Source organism: Empedobacter brevis, from assembly GCF_965118635.1.
Classification (GTDB): Bacteria; Bacteroidota; Bacteroidia; order Flavobacteriales; family Weeksellaceae; genus Empedobacter; species Empedobacter brevis_A.
This window is the reverse complement of the sequence record NZ_CBCPHV010000003.1, coordinates 190377-208968: the sequence shown is the minus strand read 5'-3', so window position 1 is coordinate 208968 and position 18592 is coordinate 190377. Positions and strand designations below refer to the sequence as shown.

Below are 18592 nucleotides of genomic sequence, written 5' to 3'. Positions count from 1 at the left end.
AAATACTAACATAATGAGCAGAAAATTTCCAGCCGGTGTTGCTACCGGTTCATTAGTTCAAGACATTATCAATGATGCAAAAGCAAATCAGTACGCTTTACCAGCGTGTAATGTTATCGGTTCAGATACAATTAACGCAGCAATGGAAGCTGCCGTTGAAGTAAACTCTCCTATTATTATTCAATTTTCTAATGGAGGTGCTGCTTTTAATGCTGGAAAAGGATTAAAAGGAGAAAATCAACTTTCTGCTATCAAAGGAGCTATCGCGGGTGCAAAACACATCCACACTTTAGCTGAAGCTTACGGAGCGACTGTAATTTTACACACAGACCACTGTGCAAAAAAATTATTACCTTGGATTGATGGAGTTATGGATGCTAACGAAGAACATTTCAATAAATATGGAAAAACCTTATTTAGTTCTCACATGTTAGATTTATCTGAAGAGCCTTTAGAAGAAAACGTAGAAACTTGCAAAAAATACTTAGAAAGAATGTCTAAAGTTGGAATGACTTTGGAAATGGAATTAGGTATTACTGGAGGTGAAGAAGATGGTGTTGACAATTCTAATGTTGACAATTCATTATTATACACGCAACCAGAAGAAGTTGCTTATGTTTACGAAAACTTAAAATCTATTTCTGATAACTTTTGGATTGCAGCAGCATTTGGTAATGTACATGGCGTTTACAAACCAGGAAATGTTGTTTTAACTCCAAAAATTTTAGATAACTCACAAAAATACATCAACGAGAAATTTGGTGTTCATAATGCTGTAAACTTCGTATTCCACGGTGGTTCTGGATCTACTTTAGAAGAAATCAGAGAAGCAATTGGATATGGTGTTATCAAAATGAATATTGATACAGATTTACAATACGCATTTATGGAAGGAATTCGTAAATATTTTGATGAAAATGCAGCTTATTTACAAGGACAAATTGGTAACCCAGAAGGACCAGAATCTCCTAACAAGAAATATTACGATCCACGTGTATGGTTAAGAGCAGGAGAAATCACTTTCAAAGATAGATTAATCCAAGCTTTCCATGATTTAAACAATGTTAATACATTAGAATAATCATTCATTAAGAATGATTATTCTATCCAAATAAATACAGAGAATATGCCTTGGTTTATTAGAAGCAAGAAAAATATTACAACACCTACAGAGTCCAAAAAAGACGTCAAGAAAGGTTTATGGTATAAAACACCATCAGGAAAAATTATTGAAACTGAAGAACTAAAAGCAAATGCGTATGTAAGTCCAGAAGATGATCATCACGTACAAATTGGTTCCCAAGAATACTTTGATATCTTATTTGATGATAGCAAATTCACAGAATTAGATACTAAAGTAGAAAGTAAAGACCCATTGAATTGGACAGATACAAAACCCTATAAAGATCGTTTAAAGGAAATTAAGAAGAAAACGGGAATGACTGATTCTATTCGCAATGCGACTGGAAAAATTCATGGACGTGATATTACAATTTCTTGTATGGACTTTAAATTTATTGGTGGTTCATTAGGATCTGTAATGGGAGAAAAAATTGCTCGTGCAATTGATTATTCTATCAAACACAAAACACCTTACGTAATCATTACGCAATCTGGTGGTGCTCGTATGATGGAAGCAGCGATCTCTTTAATGCAATTAGCAAAAGTAGAAGCTAAATTAATTCAATTAGCAGATAACAACATTCCTTACATTACAGTTTTAACGAATCCATCTTTTGGTGGAATCACAGCTTCTTTTGGATCTATTGGAGACGTTATCATGGCAGAACCAGGTGCATTAATTGGCTTTGCTGGACCACGTGTAATCAAAGAAACAATCGGTAGAGATTTACCAGAAGGATTCCAAACTTCTGAATTTTTATTAGAAAAAGGCTTCGTTGATATGATTGTTCATCGCAAAAAGATGAAAGATAAAATAAAAGATGTAGCTGATATGTTAATGCCTATCAACTAATTAAAATAAGTGCAAATATATTTTAAAAATTTTATTCAAATTTGATTTGGATTATTCATAATTGATTTTATATATTTGCACTCCAATCGCGAGAATAGCTCAGCTGGTAGAGCGCAACCTTGCCAAGGTTGAGGTCGCGGGTTCGAGCCCCGTTTCCCGCTCTTTGAAATAAAAATTTAAAAAAATCAAATTTTGCCTTGGTGGTGGAATTGGTAGACACGCAGGACTTAAAATCCTGTGTCCATTAGGACGTGCGGGTTCAAGTCCCGCCTGAGGTACTTTTTATGATTTGATTTTTACAATTTACACGCGGGAATAGCTCAATTGGTAGAGCGTCAGCCTTCCAAGCTGAATGTTGCGGGTTCGAGTCCCGTTTCCCGCTCTAACTTCTTTCTTAGAAGTGGATGCCTTGGTGGTGGAATTGGTAGACACGCAGGACTTAAAATCCTGTGTCCATTAGGACGTGCGGGTTCAAGTCCCGCCTGAGGTACAACAAAGCTCAAGAATTTATTTTCTTGAGCTTTTTTTATTTCTCCAACATCCATTTAACCAAACTCTCTTGCTCAACCAAATTCCAAGAATGAGGATGCCTCTCTCCATTTGCACGATATCCCCTATTTTTACTTTCAATAAATTCAATAGTTTTAGCTCCAATTTTATTAAGATCTAAAGCAGCATTTTTCAATTTGAAAGCATTCAAATCTTCATACGTTCTATTTCTATTCAAAACTTGCCATTCCAAATCTGGTTCACAATAAAATCTAACTTTAATATTTTTTAAATGCTGTATGTTTTTTATAGAATTTGTTGAAATTAAATATGGTGAAAAGTATTCATAATTCTGAATAGAATCTTTGGGCGAACCAAGATCTTTGTCTAGAAGCTGAATTAAAAACTTTCCTTCCTCTACTGCATCTTTATTTACATTTTTTACAACATCTTTTTGTGCTCCTTTATATAATTCTTCTAAATCTATTGGCGAGTCAACTACAAAAATCCCTTTTGGTTGTATTTTATTTTGCGTTTTGATTAATTCATTGCTTACTAACATTGCAACATTTCCTCCGCTAGAAAAACCTCCGATATAAATATTTTCTCTATTAAGGTTATTCTGAATAAGAATTTGATTCAATCTTTCAATTATATCATTTTTTTCTTTATCGGTTAAATATAATTTGTGATTGAAGTTTAATAACAAACTCGAAATTCCATTTTTATCTAAGTCCTTCAAAAATTCCGCATCCTGTTTTGTATGTTCTTTATCGCAAGAAAAACATGGAAATAATATCAACAAAGCTTTTTGATTCGGAGCGATTGTCAATTCATAATCTATTTCCTTAATTATTTTTGTTTCATTCGTGAAAGAATTACAACTCATCTGAAGCAGGAAAATAGCGCAAAAAACAATTATTTTTCTCATAAAATATTTAATTCTCTAATTTCTTAAAAAAAATATACAAGTCAAATATTTCAAAATTAATTTATTAGAAAAAAGTTGTAAAATTTATCCTAAAAACACTTGCAAAAGTAGTTTTATTGACCTTATATTTGCACTCACAACGCGGGAATAGCTCAATTGGTAGAGCGTCAGCCTTCCAAGCTGAATGTTGCGGGTTCGAGTCCCGTTTCCCGCTCTTTGAAATAAATATTCAAAAATCAAATTTTGCCTTGGTGGTGGAATTGGTAGACACGCAGGACTTAAAATCCTGTGTCCATTAGGACGTGCGGGTTCAAGTCCCGCCTGAGGTACTTTTTTAATTTGATTTTGATAATTACGCGGGAATAGCTCAATTGGTAGAGCGTCAGCCTTCCAAGCTGAATGTTGCGGGTTCGAGTCCCGTTTCCCGCTCTAAAAGCCAAAGATTATTTAATCTTTGGCTTTTTTATTTTTATAAATATCCAAACATAAAAAAACCTCAAACAATATTGTTCAAGGTTTTTCTTTTTATATAATTATCAGCGTTATTTTTTATCTTCCTCCGCTAACATAGCTTTGTATTTCTTTCCTTCAATAAATTTCTTTTCAGCCCAGATTGTTCCACCTGGTACAATTGCCGAAACAAAAAATATCCAAAAAATAGTCATACTCCAATTATATTTTTCTTTTAATAGATATAAAAGAATAACATATAATATAAACAATCCTCCATGTACACGCCCTGAGTATGTTACCCATGTCGGATCATCCCAAATATATTTCATAGGCATTGCTATGAAAAATAAAATAATCGCTGAAAGCGCTTCTAAATAACCAATAACTTTAAAAAATTTCAACATTCCGCTTAAATTTGAAATCAAAAATAATTTTTAATTTTCATATGGATACTAATAAATATCAGTAAAACAAATACTTAACATCTATTTTATACGTTATTACAAAGAATAATGCGACTTTTAGCCTATATATTTATATTTTTCATCCAAACTATTTTAGTTTTTGGGCAAGAAAAACCATATCATTTTTTTCGTTATAACGATGATACAAAATCATATATAAAAGATTTTGAAAACTATAATTTAGATTTTTCGCTAGATTCGTTACAGAAAATAGGTTATTATACTTTAACGATTGATTCTATACGAAATGAAAATGTTTATCTGAATAAAGGAAAATTATATCAAACGATTTGGATAAAAAACAACGAACTTTTCGAGAATAAGAATAATTTTTTTCCAACAAATAATCTAGATTCTATTCTGACTAAAATTTCCAATGAAAATATAAAAAAAGGTTATCCTTTTGCTCAGATAAAACTTGTTCCAAATGGTTTCGAAAAAAATGAACAAAAAATAGAATTAGTTTTAGAAAAAGGAAATCAACGAACTATTGATGGTGTAAAACTAATCGGTTATGAAAAACTATCGAAAGGATATTTACGACATGGTTTAAATATCAAGAAAGGCGAAATTTACAATGAACAGAAATTAGCTTCTATTTCGACATTAATGCAACAAACCAATTATATTGCTGAAGAAAAACTGCCACAAACTTTATTCAAACAAGATTCTACAATATTGTATTTATATCCCAAAAAGATTAGTTCAAATTACTTTGATGGAATTTTAGGATTTGGAACTGATGATAACGGAGATTTTAAACTGAACGGAAATGTACAGCTTTCATTAAATAATGTTTTTAATGGCTTAGAAGAAATTCGGTTAAATTGGATTGGAACTGCAAACAAAAATACATCATTGAATATTGGCGTTAAAGTTCCTTACTTATTCAAATCTGCAATTGGTTCTGAAACTAATTTCAAACTTTTCAAACAAGATTCTGTTTTTGTTAATTTAGACTTTTCTGAACGATTATTTTATCAGCTCAATCTCAATTCGAATATTGGTGTGAGCGGAATAATACAATCTTCAAACTTTTTATTGGAAGATGATTCGTACCTAAAATCGAGTTATGATGATTATTCAAAAATTGGTTTTGGTTTAAGCTATCACTATTTCCTAAAACATCCTTTTCGTTTGATGGAAGGAAAATCAATGTTGAATGTTTTAGTGAATTCAATTCGTAAAAAAGAAAAGAACTTCTCGTGGACAGAAGACATCGAAAACAAAACAACAAATCAAATTGAGGTTGGTCTAAAAACGTTTCGTTTATTCGAATTAGCCAAAAAACATTACCTCAAAACAGGAGCGGAATTTAAAGGCTTACTCACGAAAGACAATGATTTTTCTGAAAATGAATTGTACCGTATTGGTGGTTTTGGCAGTTTTAGAGGTTTTAATGAAGAAAGTATTACAGCGAACATGTATGGTTTCATTAATGTAGATTACCGTTTTGTACCAAGCGAAGCCTTTTATATTGGTCTTTTTTCTGATTATGGTTTTATAGATAACAAACGAGCCAACATCAACACTTCGTTACTAAGTTTAGGAACAGGAATTTCTTTTTTAACTAAAATGGGAATTTTCAATTTGAGCTATGCCGTAGGAAAAACAGACAACTCGTCATTTGATTTTAAAGAAGCTAAAATACATTTCGGGATATTGAGTCAGTTTTAAAATAACTTTGACAAGGTTAGTATTTATTTACACTATTTCTGAATACTATCTCGACAATTTTATTCATTTTAATTTTATTACATTTATCTAAATCATATCCATTTGTAATAAATGTAAACTTACATTTAGCTAAATCATATCTATTTCTAATAAATGTAAACTTACTTTTAGGTAAATCATATCAATTTGTAATAAATGTAAACTTACTTTTAGCTAAATCATATCCATTTGTAATGTCCGTAAAGAAACTTTTATTAGAAACAAGTATATTTTAGTTTACCGAATGTATTGTGGGAATGGATACTAAGAAGTTTTATTAAAAAAACTTTAAATTTTTAAGGTTTTTTATTAACTTTTTTGTGAAATTAGCTACTAATATAAAACTCACACAAAAAAATTTAAAATGCGTAAAATTTTTTATCCAATTTTAGCTTCAGCTTTATTTTTAGCTTCAGCGCAATTGGTATCTGCACAAGACAACTTAGTTAATTCATTAAACAAAAATGTAAGCGAAAATAGTAAGGAAGCATTCAAATTTACAGATGTTGTAAACTTGGCTAAAACTCCTGTAGAAAACCAAGGATCATCTGGTACTTGTTGGTCTTATTCAGGAAACTCTTTCTTCGAATCAGAAATGTTAAGAATGGGAAAACAACCTATTCAATTATCTCCTATTTTCAATGCTAGAAATACATATATTGAGAAAGGTAAGCAATATGTGCGTATGCATGGTGCGACTACTTTAGGAGATGGAGGAGGATTTTTTGATGTTTTGAACACAATCAAAAATTATGGTGCTGTTCCTGCTGAAACGTATACAGGTTTAAATTACGGAACTAAAACAAACCAATTTGGTGAAATGGCTGCAATACAAGAAGGTGTTTTGAAAGCTGTGGTTTCTAATCCAAACGGAAAATTAACACCTAACTGGGAAAAAGCTTATACAGCTGTTTTAGATAGTTATTTAGGAGAATATCCAAAAGAATTTACATACAACGGAAAAAAATATACACCTCGTACATTTGCAGATCAAGTTGTAGGAATTAATCCAAATGATTATGTTGCTATTACTTCTTTCAAAGATCATACTTATTACAAACCATTTGTATTAGCTATTCCTGATAACTGGGCTTACGAATCTTTCTATAACATTCCAATGACAGAAATGACAGACAACATCGATTATGCATTGAAAAATGGATTTACTGTAGCTTGGGCAACAGATGTTTCTGAAAAAGGATTTAGCTGGAAAAATGGTGTAGCTTATGTACCAGAAATTGATTTTGCTGATATGACTGCACAACAAAAAGCAGATATGTTCAAAGGTCCTAAACCAGAAAAAGTAATTACAGAAGATATGCGTCAAGCTGCTTTTGATGATTACCAAACGACTGATGATCATGGAATGCACATTGTAGGAATTGCAAAAGATCAAAACGGAAAAGAATATTACATTGTTAAAAACTCTTGGGGATTAACAAATGATTACGAAGGATATCTTTATGTAACAAAAGCATATGTTCAGTACAAAACAACAAACATCTTAGTTCATAAAAACGGTGTTCAAAAACAAACATTGAAAAAATTAGGAATTTAAGACAATTCCCTATAAAACTGTTTTATTAAGAAATCTACTTGGTCACAAACCGAGTAGATTTTTTTTATACAATTAATACATATCGAGTTATGAAAAATAATCTATTTATTTCCTGAAGATTTTACAAAAACAATTGTAAAGCTATTCAACTAAAGACTTTTTCAACTAATTTTGTACTTTATTTTTTAGTCAATAATTATGCCTCAAAATGTAACGATACGAATTTCTCCTACAGAAGCTGCAAACGAGAAAATCTTGAAACAACGTTTAGCAACTGCTGTTAAAACAAAGCTAGAGAATATTAATGCTTATCAAATTATTCGTCGCTCTTTAGATGCACGAAGCCGAAATATTATTTCTCAATTACAAGTAAATGTTTTTATCAACGAAGATTTTTATGATGCTTTCGAGTTTCATCCAAATCTTCAAAATGTAGAAAACAAACAAGAAATCTACATTGCTGGAGCTGGACCTGCTGGTTTATTTGCGGCATTAGAATTAATAGAGCAAGGTTTAAAACCAATCATTATTGAAAGAGGAAAAAATGTTCGTGATCGTCGCCGTGATTTAGCAGCAATGAATAAGGAAGGAAAAGTAAACCCAGAATCTAACTATTGCTATGGCGAAGGTGGAGCTGGAACTTATTCTGACGGAAAATTATATACACGTTCTACAAAACGCGGAAATATATTAAAATCATTGCAATGGTTTGTACACTTCGGTGCGACAGAACATATTCTACAAGAAGCGCATCCACATATCGGAACAAATAAATTGCCTGGAATTATCGCAAATATGCGCGAAGCAATTATAGAATGTGGCGGTGAAGTTTGGTTTGATACAAAATTAACAGATATTATCATCGAGAATAATCAAATCAAAGGAATAGAAATCAATCATGATAAAAAAATAAAAACTTCTTCCTTGATTTTAGCAACAGGGCATTCAGCTCGTGATATTTTCAGAATGTTAGATCAAAAGAAAATTTTAATCGAAGCAAAACCTTTTGCTTTAGGAGTTCGTGTAGAACATAACCAAGAGCTTATTGATTCTGTTCAGTATCATTGTCCAGTAGGAAGCCAACGAAACGAATTTCTTCCACCCGCTTCTTATTCATTAGTTTCGCAAGAAGCTGGCCGTGGCGTTTTCTCTTTTTGTATGTGTCCTGGTGGAATTATAGCACCTGCATCGACAGACGAAGGAGAATTAGTCGTAAATGGTTGGTCGCCTTCCAAACGTGATGGATTTTTTGCAAACTCGGGAATGGTCGTAACAGTTGACGAAAAAGATTTTGCTAAATATGGTTTTACTGGACCTTTGGCTGGAATGAAATTTCAACAAATGGTAGAACAAAAAGCTTGGCAAGTTGGTGGAGGGAAATTAAAAGCACCAGCCCAGCGAATGACTGATTTTGTTTCAGGAAAACTATCCAATTCATTGAACGACTGCTCCTATTTACCTGGATTAACATCTGGTTTATTAAGTGATGTTTTACCAAAAGAAGTTCATCAATCTTTGAAATTAGGTTTTCAAACTTTTGGTAAAAAAATGAATGGTTACTACACAGAAAATGCAAATATTGTTGCAACAGAATCTAGAACTTCTTCGCCTGTTCGTATTCCAAGAAATGAAGAAACATTAGAACATGTTCAAGTTTCTGGTTTATTTCCTTGTGCTGAAGGAGCTGGCTATGCTGGTGGAATTATTTCTGCAGCAATGGACGGAGCGAAAGTTGCAATTGCTGTAAAGAATTTTATCAAAAAATAGTTTACATTTAATTCTTAAAATAAATTATAAATATATAGCTGAACTTGTTTCAGCTTTTATATTTCTTGAAAAATAAATATTCTAATTTAACTTTTACATTGATAGTAAATTAATTAGTAAAGTGAATCATTTTCAATATTTTATATTTCTTCAATAATAGATAATAAAAAATCCTTATTTTTAGGAAAATAAAATTTATCATATGAGGAAATCTATTTTAGTCTGCGGAATCATTTTTGGTTCTGTATTTACTCACGCACAATTAAAAACAGTGAAAAAAACTGATAATAAAGGATATACCTACGAGATTGTAGAAAATGATCCTTCAAATACTAGAATTTATACACTAAAAAATGGTTTGAAAATCTATTTGGCTCAATTGAAAGATGAACCAAGAATTCAGACACATATTGCTGTAAAAACAGGATCTAACAACGATCCAGAAGATAATACAGGTTTGGCTCACTACTTAGAGCATATGGTTTTCAAAGGAACTTCTAAAATTGGAACACAAAATTGGGAAGTCGAAAAACCTTTAATCCAACAAATTTCTGACTTATACGAACAACACAAAGCAGAAAAAGATCCTGTAAAAAAAGCTGAGATTTATAAAAAAATTGATGAGGTTTCGCAAGAAGCATCTAAATATGCAATTGCAAACGAATATGATAAATTAATCTCATCTTTGGGTGCAACAGGAACAAATGCGCATACATCTTTAGAGGAAACAATTTACCATAATAATATTCCAAATAACGAATTAGAAAAATGGTTAAAAGTAGAATCTGAGCGTTTTAGTGAATTAACGTTACGTCTTTTCCATACAGAATTAGAAGCTGTTTACGAAGAATTTAATCGTGCACAAGATAACGATGGGCGTTTAGTTTTTTATAAAATGATGCAAACATTGTTTCCAAAATCACATTACGGAACACAAACAACAATCGGAACTTCTGAGCATTTGAAAAATCCATCAATGGTTGCAATTCATAATTATTTCGATAAATATTATGTCGCAAGTAATATGGCTGTAATGTTGATTGGTGATTTCGATTTCGATACGGCTGTTCCAATGATTGATAAATATTTTGGAAATTATGCTACAAAACCTGCTCCACAGCAATATGTAGCAAAAGAAGATCCGATTGAATCTATTGTAACAAGCGAAGTTTTTAGTCCTTCTTCAGAACGTGTTCAATTTGCTTATCGTTTTAATGGTGCTAATAGTGAAGATGCTAAATATGTAACTTTAATTGATTATATCTTAACTAATTCGACAGCAGGATTAATCGATTTGAATATTAATCAACAACAAAAAGCTTTAGGAGCTGGAAGTGGAGCTTCGTTTTTCCGTGATTTGGGAATGCATTCTTTTTCTGGAACACCAAAACAAGGTCAAAGTTTAGAAGAAGTTCGCGATTTAATTTTAGGTCAAATTGAAAACATTAAACAAGGAAAATTTGAAGATTGGATGATTGATGCAGTTGTAAATGATTTGAAAAAATCTCGTTTAGAATCTTGGGAAAATTCTCGTGCATTGGCAGCAAGCTTATATACTGCATATATCAATGAAACTCCATGGTCTGATGTTGTAAGTGAATACGATGATTTGTCTAAAATCACAAAACAACAATTGATGGATTTTGCGAAGAAAAATTACAATAATAACTATGTCATTGTTTACAAACGTCAGGGAGAGAACAAAGATTTAGTTCGTGTTTCAAATCCTGGAATTACACCAATTCAATTAAATCGAGATGCTGAATCTCAATTCTACAAAGATTTTCAGAAAATCGAAACAAAAGATATACAACCAGTTTTTGTTGATTTCAAAAAAGAATTGAAGGAAAGTAAACTTAAAAACACTGTATTTACTTCAATCAAAAATAATACAAACGACTTAAGTTCTGTGTATTATATTTTAGATATGGGTTCTGATCACAACAAAAAATTAGGTTTAGCAATCAATTACCTTAATTATTTGGGAACTTCTAAATATTCGCCAGAAGCATTGAAAAAAGAGTTTTATAAATTAGGTGTTTCTTATAACGTAAACTCTGGATCAGATAGAAGTTTTGTTTATTTAACCGGCTTACAAAAGAATTTACCAGAAGGAATCAAATTATTTGAACATTTATTGAATGATGCTGTTGCAGATCAACAATCATATCAAGATTATGTGAAAAAGATCTTGAAATCGAGAGAAAATTCAAAGAAAAATAAAAATGCAATTGCTATTGCACTTAATAATTATGCACAATACGGTGAAAATAATCGTTTCAGAGATATTATTTCAGAGAAAGAATTAAATGCAATTAATCCGACAGAATTAACGCAATTAATTAAAAATGTATTGAATTATAAACATCAAATTTTCTATTACGGAAATGATGAATCTGCAACGAAGAAAGCATTAGAAAAATATCATAATTTCGGAAAAGGATTAGATTATCCTGCGAAAAAAGATTTCCCTCAACCTATAACTGATGGTAAAGTTTATTTTGCGCCTTACGATATGGTACAAGCAGAGATTAATTTTGTAGCAAGAGATAGCAAATTTGATAAAAATCTGTTAACTTCTTCTGGAATTTTTAATGAATATTTTGGTGGAGGATTATCTTCTATTGTTTTCCAAGAAATCCGTGAATCAAAATCTTTGGCTTATTCAGCTCGTGCAAATTATGCAAATGCAAATAAAAAAGATTTATACAACTATGTAAGAGCAAATATCGGAACGCAAGCAAATAAATTGCCACAAGCCGTTGCTGCAATGAACGAATTGATGAATAATATGCCAAAAGCACAAAATCAATTTGAGAATTCGAAACAAGCTGCTTTAAAACAAATTGCTACAAAACGTTACACAAAATCTAACATTTTCTTTTATTGGTTATCGTTGCAAGATCGCGGTTTAACATATGATATCAACAAAGATATTTATGCACAAACGTCTACTTTAACATTAGATCAGTTGAATGATTTCTTTAACAAACATATCAAAGGACAAAAATATAATGTTGGTTTAATAGGAAATAAAACAAATTTAGATTGGCCTTCTGTAGAGAAATTAGGACAAGTAAAAGAATTGACTTTAGAAGATTTATTTAATTATTAATCGGATAAAATCATATAAATCAATAAACGCGTTTAGGAAATCCTATAACGCGTTTATTTTTAACCTAACCTAAAAACGATATTATTCGAAAACCAAAAAAGGTTCAATCTCTTTAAATTTTTCTTCACTTATACCATAGCATTTTTTTAAAGTTTTAGCATCTTTAAATTTTCCGCCTAACGAACGTTTAAAATTAAGAATAGTATTCGCTTGCTGCTCTGTAAAACCAAGTTTTATCCAATCTTCTTTTGATAAATCATTCGGATTAAACTTCTCATTAATCTCTATTTTTTGAACTAATTTTTCTTCAACTTTTGGTTGCTCTACTTTCTTATATGTTACATTTTCTGGTAAATTAATATAAGGCTCCATTTCCGCATATTTTTCATCCGAAATCATATAACATTTTTTCAAATGCTCCTTAGATCTGAATTGTCCTCCTAGAATATTTTTATACTTCATAATTGAACTGGCTTGGTTTGACGAAAAACCAATCTTCTGCCAATCACTTTCAGAATAATCATTCGGATTAAAAGTTACATATTGAATTTTTTTTCCTCTTTGTTTTTTCTCATTTTTATCATCTTCTTTCGATTTCTCTGGCAACAAAATATATGCTTTCATCTCTGCATATTTTGCATCATCTATCACAAAACATTTTCTCAACTGCTCTTTGGAAGTAAACTTTCCTCCTAGAATTTGTTTATATTTCATAATCGATTCTGACTGTTTCGGTGAAAAACCAAGTTTTTCCCAACCTTGTTGTGGCAAATCATTTGGATTAAAATTATGATAAACAATTTTCTTTTTTTGTGGTGAATAATCTATAAACGTTGATACTGATTCTTCTGATAATAAAACAAATGGAGCTAACTCTTTATACTTTTCTTCGTCTATTACATAGCATTTTTTAATCTGCATTTTCGAAACAAATTCTCCTCCAACTACTCCTTTATATTTAAGAATAGCTTCAGCTTGACGTTCAGAAAATCCTAAATTCATCCAATCTTCTTTAGATAAATCATTCGGATTAAATGGTTTTATCGAATCTTTTAATTGCTTTTTCGAAGTTGAATTGAATGTATAATTCTTTGATGTTGCTTCATAATTCTTCAATAAAGCTTTGTCTGCTTCTGTTAATTCATAAGTTTCTTTTTCAACAGAAATATGTTGAAAAATTTCAAATAACAAAATCAAAATGAATAAGAGGTACAACCCAAATCTTTGAGATTTATTCAGGTAAAAAGTAGATTTCTTTAAATATTTCATTTCGGTAAAAAATGAGGTGAAAATAATTTCCAATCACGCACTCACTTTATCTAATAAAAGATATAACCATCAAATATTTAACAAGTTAAGAAATATAAAATGAATAATAGGTTTTAAACATTTGTAAATAATTTTTACAAATCAAAAACGGATTTTCGTTTAACAACAAAACAATCTTTTATCCAAAAGAAAAATAACATGATAAAATATCCAACAAATGTTAAACCAAAAGTTGCAAAGGTTAAATAAATAAAAATCAAACGTAGATTTGTTACACGAGTTCCTAATTTATCTGCAAATCGTGAAATCACGTTGAACCATTCTGTTTCGGTAAAATCCCTAATTTGATCTTTCATTTATCGTAAAATTTGTTGTCCGATAGCGCAATTTAAACATTTTTTTTCGGAGCAATATCTTTTTTTAAGCTGAATTAATTGTTGAGAATCTTTTGCTGTTTTATTTTCAAAACCAATTCTTTCAAATTCATCTAAAATCGAATTATTTTCTGCTTCCATTTCATCCAATAAATCCAAATAAAAATCGATTTCTGTTTCATTTTTTTGTCGTTCGAAAGCAAAACTAATCGGAATAATTGTATTGATCAACAAGTTATTAATTTTATCTTTCGAAATATTTTTAAGCTTAAATTTTGATTCGTTTTTGAATGTATAATGTGTTTCCCAAAATGAATTTAATTTCAACTTTTCAAAAATTTCATAAAAATCTTCTAAACTTTTGGGTTGAATAATTTGCGAAAACAAACTTTGATAGCTCACATAAACCGCAGCCAATTGTGCTAAACGAATTGTAGGAAAACCAATTGGTCGCATTTTCGAAAATCGAAACAAACTATTTTCTATTGGTATCAATTGATATTTATTTTTCAGAAATTGGTATTCGATTTTTAATTGTTCATAATAATAATTTTCAATCTCTTCTTCTAAAAATCCTGCTTGACCAAAAAACAACGCTTCTACTTTTAATGGATCAAACTGAATTTTCTGTAATACTTTGAAAGGAAAAGAATTTGCCCAAATTTCAAATGTTTCAACATTTACTTTCAATCCAAAATTTTTCGCTAAACTTTTGAAAAATGTTTCTTCCCAATTTGAATTGGTTTGTTCTAAAATTTGTAAAATATCATTTGTCTTTTCTTCGAATCGTTCAATTAAAATTCGCTCGAACCAAAAATAGAATTGTTTTAAATCTATTGAACTTAAAAATTCTTCACAATAAATTTTATCGAATTTAGAATTAACAATATTCTGATAATTGAATATAATTTCAGGTTTTATAAAATCTTGTAAAATCAACGTTTGTACATTGCGTTGGCGCAGAATATCAACTTCACAATCGTGATTCCATACAACATGCAAAATTACGTTTTGATAAGCTAAATCATCTGAATGTTGATGAATATTCCAATCCGAGGAATTAACATGCATTTCTACACTTCCGATCCATAATTTGTCACCAATTATTATTTCGGCTTCCAGAAAATCTGGTCCAGCATTAAGATTCAACTTTCCAACCTCAACTATTTCAATAAAATCACCATGAAAAGTTTGCAAGTTTCGATGAGAAAATTGATTCAATTTCCAAACATAATGTAGAAACACTTCTTTCATAGTTAAAAGATAATCAGTTTATTACAATAAATTCAAAAAATAAATGCTTAAAAATTAAAAATTAATTAAACGTTTGTTTAACTTTGCGCGTTCAATTTTAAAAAAGATGGAATTAAGTGATAAGCAACTCGAAATTTTAAATGCTGCTGAAAAGGTTTTTGGAAGACGAGGAATAGATGCAGCTAGCGTTCGTGACATTGCAAAAGAAGCGAATATTAATATCGCTATGATTAGTTATTATTTTGGATCAAAAGATAAGTTAGTTGAAAGTTTATTCAGTTGGAGAATTTCTTCTATGAATGCTTCTCTAGCCTTGATTTCGCAAAATACAACTTTAACACCTTATGAGAAATTGCAAGATGTTTTGAAAGCTTATTTGAATAGAATTTTGGATAAACCAGAATTTCATCGAATTATGACTAGAGAATATTCTAAAAGCGATTCTATTCTTGGGGTTGATAATAAAATCAATGAATTAAAAACCAAAAATTTAGACCATATCACAAATATTATTAGTGAAGGCTATTCAAAAGGAATTTTTAAAAGAAAAGCTCCTGCCGAAGCTGTTATTATGGTAGTTATTGGCGGAACTTCTTATTTGATTTTGAACGAAAAAACATATATGAAAAAATGGGGATTAAACTCTCATGAAGAATTTACAAAACATATTTATGAAGAATATTACCCTTATTTAATAGATTCTTTAAAAGCAATTTTACTATACGATGAAAAATAAAATTTTCTTACCGATTTGTTTAGTTGTTGCTACTTTCACTCATGCGCAAGAAATGAAAGTTTCTTTGCAGGAAGTTATTCAACAAAGTTTACAGAACAACAAGTCTGTGAAAGTTGCGGAAGCTGCTAAAAATACTAGTGAGTATAAAGTACAAAACGCCAAAAACAATCGTTTGCCAGACATTTCGTTGAGTGGACAATATATGCATTTGTTTACAACAACAAATGTGGATATAAAACTACCAATGCATACTCCTGGCGGAGGAATGGGAATTGAACCAAATCAATTAATATTTGGGCAAGCAAGTGCTTCTGTTCCTGTTTTTGCAGGATTTAAAATTAAAAACGCAATCAAAAGTAGCGAATTAATGGTTGATTTATCAAACCTGCAAGTAGAAGCTACAAAGGAAAATGTAGTTTGGCAAGCCATTAATTTATATTTTGGGTTATATAAAACACAGCGTTCTATTGATGTATTGAACGAGAATTTGATAAGAGCAAATCAACGTGTGAAAGATTTTCAAAACTTTTTGGATAATGGAATCATCGCGAGAAATGATTTGTTAAGAGCAAAATTACAAGCATCTAATGTACGCGTTGCAATTGATGAAGCCGAAACGCAATACAAAAACATTAATTACCGATTAAACTTATTAACTGGACAAGACGAAAATAAAATTGTACAGGTTGATAATGTAGAAACATTGAAAACTATTCAGCAAAACTCAACAGATTATGCCAATCGTACCGATGTAAAATCGTTTGATGTAAAAAATCAAATTGCTGACAATCAAATCAAAATTGCAAAAGCAGCTTATTATCCTCAAATAGCAGTATCTGCAGGATATGTTGCAATGGATATTGACAAAGTTGCTTCGGTAACAAATGCTACAAATGTTGGTGTTGGACTGAAATATGATTTATCTTCTTTGTACAAAAATAAAGCTGAAGTTGAAATTGCAAAAGCTCAGAAATTAGAGAATGAATTGCAAAAAGAAACGACAATTGATAAGGCTAAAGTTGAGATGAATGAAGCCTATCAAAAATACGATTTAGCTAAAAAGAAGAATAATGTTTACAAAGAAGCCGTAGAACAAGCAAACGAAAACTACCGAATTGTAAAAGATAAAAACGACAACGGATTAGCTGATACAAATGATTTGTTAGAAGCAGATGTACAACAATTGCAAGCAAAAATCAATCAAGTTGTTGGCGATGCCGATGAGCAATTAGCAATCTACGAATATTATTATACAACTGGAATTTTATTAGAAAACGTACAATAAGACACACCCGATATGGAAGAAAATAATCAAGAAAAGAAAAAAATAAATTCAAAGTTTATCATCGTTTTAGGAGCATTAATCATCTTAGGAGGTGGATATGGAATTTACAAATATATACATGGACAATCGCACGAAATCACTGATGATGCCCAAGTAGAAGCTAAAATAACTCCTGTTATTCCGAAAGTTTCAGGTTACATACAAAAGATTTTAGTAGAAGACAACCAAATGGTTCACAAAGGTGATACATTAGTTGTTTTAGACGGTTCTGAATTTGCATTGAAATTACAACAATCACAAGATGCTTTATTACAAGCAGAAGGTCAATTGGGTGTTGCAAATGCAGGTGTTTCTCAAGCTGGTGCTGCAATTGGTGTTACAGAAGCTGGTGCAATCGCTGCAAATACAACAATCGAAACAGCTCAAGCAAGTGTTAATACTGCACAAGCAAATGTAGAAGCTGCAAAAGTACAAGTTTGGAGAACTAAAAATGATTTTGATCGATACAATAAATTATACCAAAATCAATCGATCACAAAACAACAATACGAACAAGCTTTAGCGGCAAAAGAAACTGCTGAAAAGCAATTAAGAATTGTTCAAGAACAATTAGGTGTTTCTCGTGCTCAATTAGCTTCTACAGCGAAACAAGCTCAAGCAACATCAAAACAAGTGAATACTTCGAAAGCACAAGCAGATGCTTCTAGAGCTCAGATAAAAGTTGCACAAGCGACAATCGATCAAAGTAAAACAAACATCGAAAATGCAAAATTATATTTATCATATACTTATGTAATTGCTGCAGAAGATGGACAACTTTCTAAAATTAATTTACAACCAGGACAATTAGTGCAAGCTGGTCAAGCATTGTTTAATATTGTAACAGTAAATAATATTTGGGTTGTTGCCAACTACAAAGAAACTCAATTAGAAAAAATTAGAGAAGGACAAGAAGCTATCATAAAAGTTGATGCTTATCCAAACCACGAATTCAAAGCGAAAGTAACGTCTTTATCTCCTGCAACGGGAGCTAAATTTGCGTTATTACCTCCAGACAATGCATCTGGTAACTTCGTAAAAACAGTACAACGTCTTCCGATTAAAATCGAGTTTACAGACAAAAAAGACGAGATGTTAAAATTGATTCGTCCAGGTATGAATGTAGAAGCAGATATTCTTTTAAAATCTAATAGCTCTGCAAAATAA

General features: G+C 30.8%; 14 protein-coding genes and 7 tRNA genes. 16 read left to right on the top strand and 5 right to left on the bottom strand.

The features are described from left to right. Positions 1 to 13: 13 nt before the first annotated feature. The 6 genes from fbaA to ACMHJW_RS05410 all read left to right on the top strand — a co-directional run bounded on the left by fbaA (position 14) and on the right by ACMHJW_RS05410 (position 2465). A complete protein-coding gene (gene fbaA / locus ACMHJW_RS05435) occupies positions 14 to 1081 on the top strand; it encodes a class II fructose-bisphosphate aldolase (protein ID WP_413532401.1) in 1068 nt (355 codons plus the stop codon). Between the two features lie 45 nt (positions 1082 to 1126). Then, entirely contained in the window at positions 1127 to 1975 is an 849-nt protein-coding gene (gene accD / locus ACMHJW_RS05430; protein ID WP_413532400.1) for an acetyl-CoA carboxylase, carboxyltransferase subunit beta, read from the top strand. Positions 1976 to 2063: 88 nt separating this feature from the next. After that, positions 2064 to 2136, top strand: a tRNA-Gly gene (locus ACMHJW_RS05425). Positions 2137 to 2169: 33 nt separating this feature from the next. Next, a tRNA-Leu gene (locus ACMHJW_RS05420) sits at positions 2170 to 2253 on the top strand. A gap of 31 nt (positions 2254 to 2284) precedes the next feature. Beyond that, positions 2285 to 2357: transfer RNA gene (locus ACMHJW_RS05415), tRNA-Gly, on the top strand. Positions 2358 to 2381: 24 nt separating this feature from the next. Beyond that, positions 2382 to 2465, top strand: a tRNA-Leu gene (locus ACMHJW_RS05410). Positions 2466 to 2501: 36 nt separating this feature from the next. Here the strand turns inward: ACMHJW_RS05410 and ACMHJW_RS05405 are convergent. Further along, entirely contained in the window at positions 2502 to 3395 is an 894-nt protein-coding gene (locus ACMHJW_RS05405; protein WP_413532399.1) for a hypothetical protein, read from the bottom strand. Positions 3396 to 3536: 141 nt separating this feature from the next. Here ACMHJW_RS05405 and ACMHJW_RS05400 point away from each other — a divergent pair. The 3 genes from ACMHJW_RS05400 to ACMHJW_RS05390 all read left to right on the top strand — a co-directional run bounded on the left by ACMHJW_RS05400 (position 3537) and on the right by ACMHJW_RS05390 (position 3824). After that, positions 3537 to 3609, top strand: a tRNA-Gly gene (locus ACMHJW_RS05400). Positions 3610 to 3640: 31 nt separating this feature from the next. Next, positions 3641 to 3724, top strand: a tRNA-Leu gene (locus ACMHJW_RS05395). Between the two features lie 27 nt (positions 3725 to 3751). Then, positions 3752 to 3824, top strand: a tRNA-Gly gene (locus tag ACMHJW_RS05390). A 113-nt stretch (positions 3825 to 3937) separates the two neighbouring features. Here the strand turns inward: ACMHJW_RS05390 and ACMHJW_RS05385 are convergent. Continuing rightward, positions 3938 to 4252 carry a DUF3817 domain-containing protein gene (locus tag ACMHJW_RS05385; protein ID WP_413532398.1) on the bottom strand — a complete coding sequence of 105 codons (315 nt, stop codon included), beginning with the start codon at positions 4250 to 4252 and terminating at the stop codon, positions 3938 to 3940. 108 nt (positions 4253 to 4360) lie between these two features. Here ACMHJW_RS05385 and ACMHJW_RS05380 point away from each other — a divergent pair, with 108 nt between their 5' ends. The 4 genes from ACMHJW_RS05380 to ACMHJW_RS05365 all read left to right on the top strand — a co-directional run bounded on the left by ACMHJW_RS05380 (position 4361) and on the right by ACMHJW_RS05365 (position 12468). Further along, complete coding sequence (locus tag ACMHJW_RS05380) at positions 4361 to 5989, top strand: hypothetical protein (protein ID WP_413532397.1); 1629 nt, start codon at positions 4361 to 4363, stop codon at positions 5987 to 5989. Between the two features lie 403 nt (positions 5990 to 6392). After that, positions 6393 to 7586, top strand: a complete 1194-nt coding sequence (locus ACMHJW_RS05375) for an aminopeptidase C (protein ID WP_413532396.1) — start codon at positions 6393 to 6395, stop codon at positions 7584 to 7586. 198 nt (positions 7587 to 7784) lie between these two features. Continuing rightward, the gene (locus ACMHJW_RS05370) at positions 7785 to 9353 is read left to right on the top strand and encodes an NAD(P)/FAD-dependent oxidoreductase (protein ID WP_413532395.1); all 1569 of its coding nucleotides are present in this window, start codon (positions 7785 to 7787) and stop codon (positions 9351 to 9353) included. Between the two features lie 202 nt (positions 9354 to 9555). Continuing rightward, entirely contained in the window at positions 9556 to 12468 is a 2913-nt protein-coding gene (locus ACMHJW_RS05365) for a M16 family metallopeptidase (protein ID WP_413532394.1), read from the top strand. 81 nt (positions 12469 to 12549) lie between these two features. On the opposite strand, the gene ACMHJW_RS05360 is transcribed toward ACMHJW_RS05365, so the two are convergent. The 3 genes from ACMHJW_RS05360 to ACMHJW_RS05350 form a co-directional block, all read right to left on the bottom strand. Next, positions 12550 to 13737, bottom strand: coding sequence for a hypothetical protein (locus tag ACMHJW_RS05360; protein ID WP_413532393.1), 1188 nt, complete (start codon positions 13735 to 13737; stop codon positions 12550 to 12552). 134 nt (positions 13738 to 13871) lie between these two features. After that, entirely contained in the window at positions 13872 to 14093 is a 222-nt protein-coding gene (locus tag ACMHJW_RS05355) for a PspC family transcriptional regulator (RefSeq protein WP_413532392.1), read from the bottom strand. Continuing rightward, a complete protein-coding gene (locus ACMHJW_RS05350) occupies positions 14094 to 15365 on the bottom strand; it encodes a DUF2851 family protein (protein WP_413532391.1) in 1272 nt (423 codons plus the stop codon). A 106-nt stretch (positions 15366 to 15471) separates the two neighbouring features. Between ACMHJW_RS05350 and ACMHJW_RS05345 the strand changes: the two genes are divergently transcribed. From ACMHJW_RS05345 to ACMHJW_RS05335, 3 genes are read left to right on the top strand one after another with little or no spacing between them, the layout of a single operon-like run. After that, positions 15472 to 16101: a TetR/AcrR family transcriptional regulator gene (locus ACMHJW_RS05345; RefSeq protein ID WP_413532390.1), complete on the top strand. Its 630-nt coding sequence runs from the start codon at positions 15472 to 15474 to the stop codon at positions 16099 to 16101. After that, on the top strand, positions 16091 to 17386 hold the full coding sequence (locus ACMHJW_RS05340; RefSeq protein WP_413532389.1) for a TolC family protein: 1296 nt from the start codon (positions 16091 to 16093) through the stop codon (positions 17384 to 17386). The genes ACMHJW_RS05345 and ACMHJW_RS05340 overlap by 11 nt, the downstream gene beginning before the upstream one ends. A gap of 12 nt (positions 17387 to 17398) precedes the next feature. Beyond that, positions 17399 to 18592, top strand: a complete 1194-nt coding sequence (locus ACMHJW_RS05335) for an HlyD family secretion protein (protein WP_413532388.1) — start codon at positions 17399 to 17401, stop codon at positions 18590 to 18592.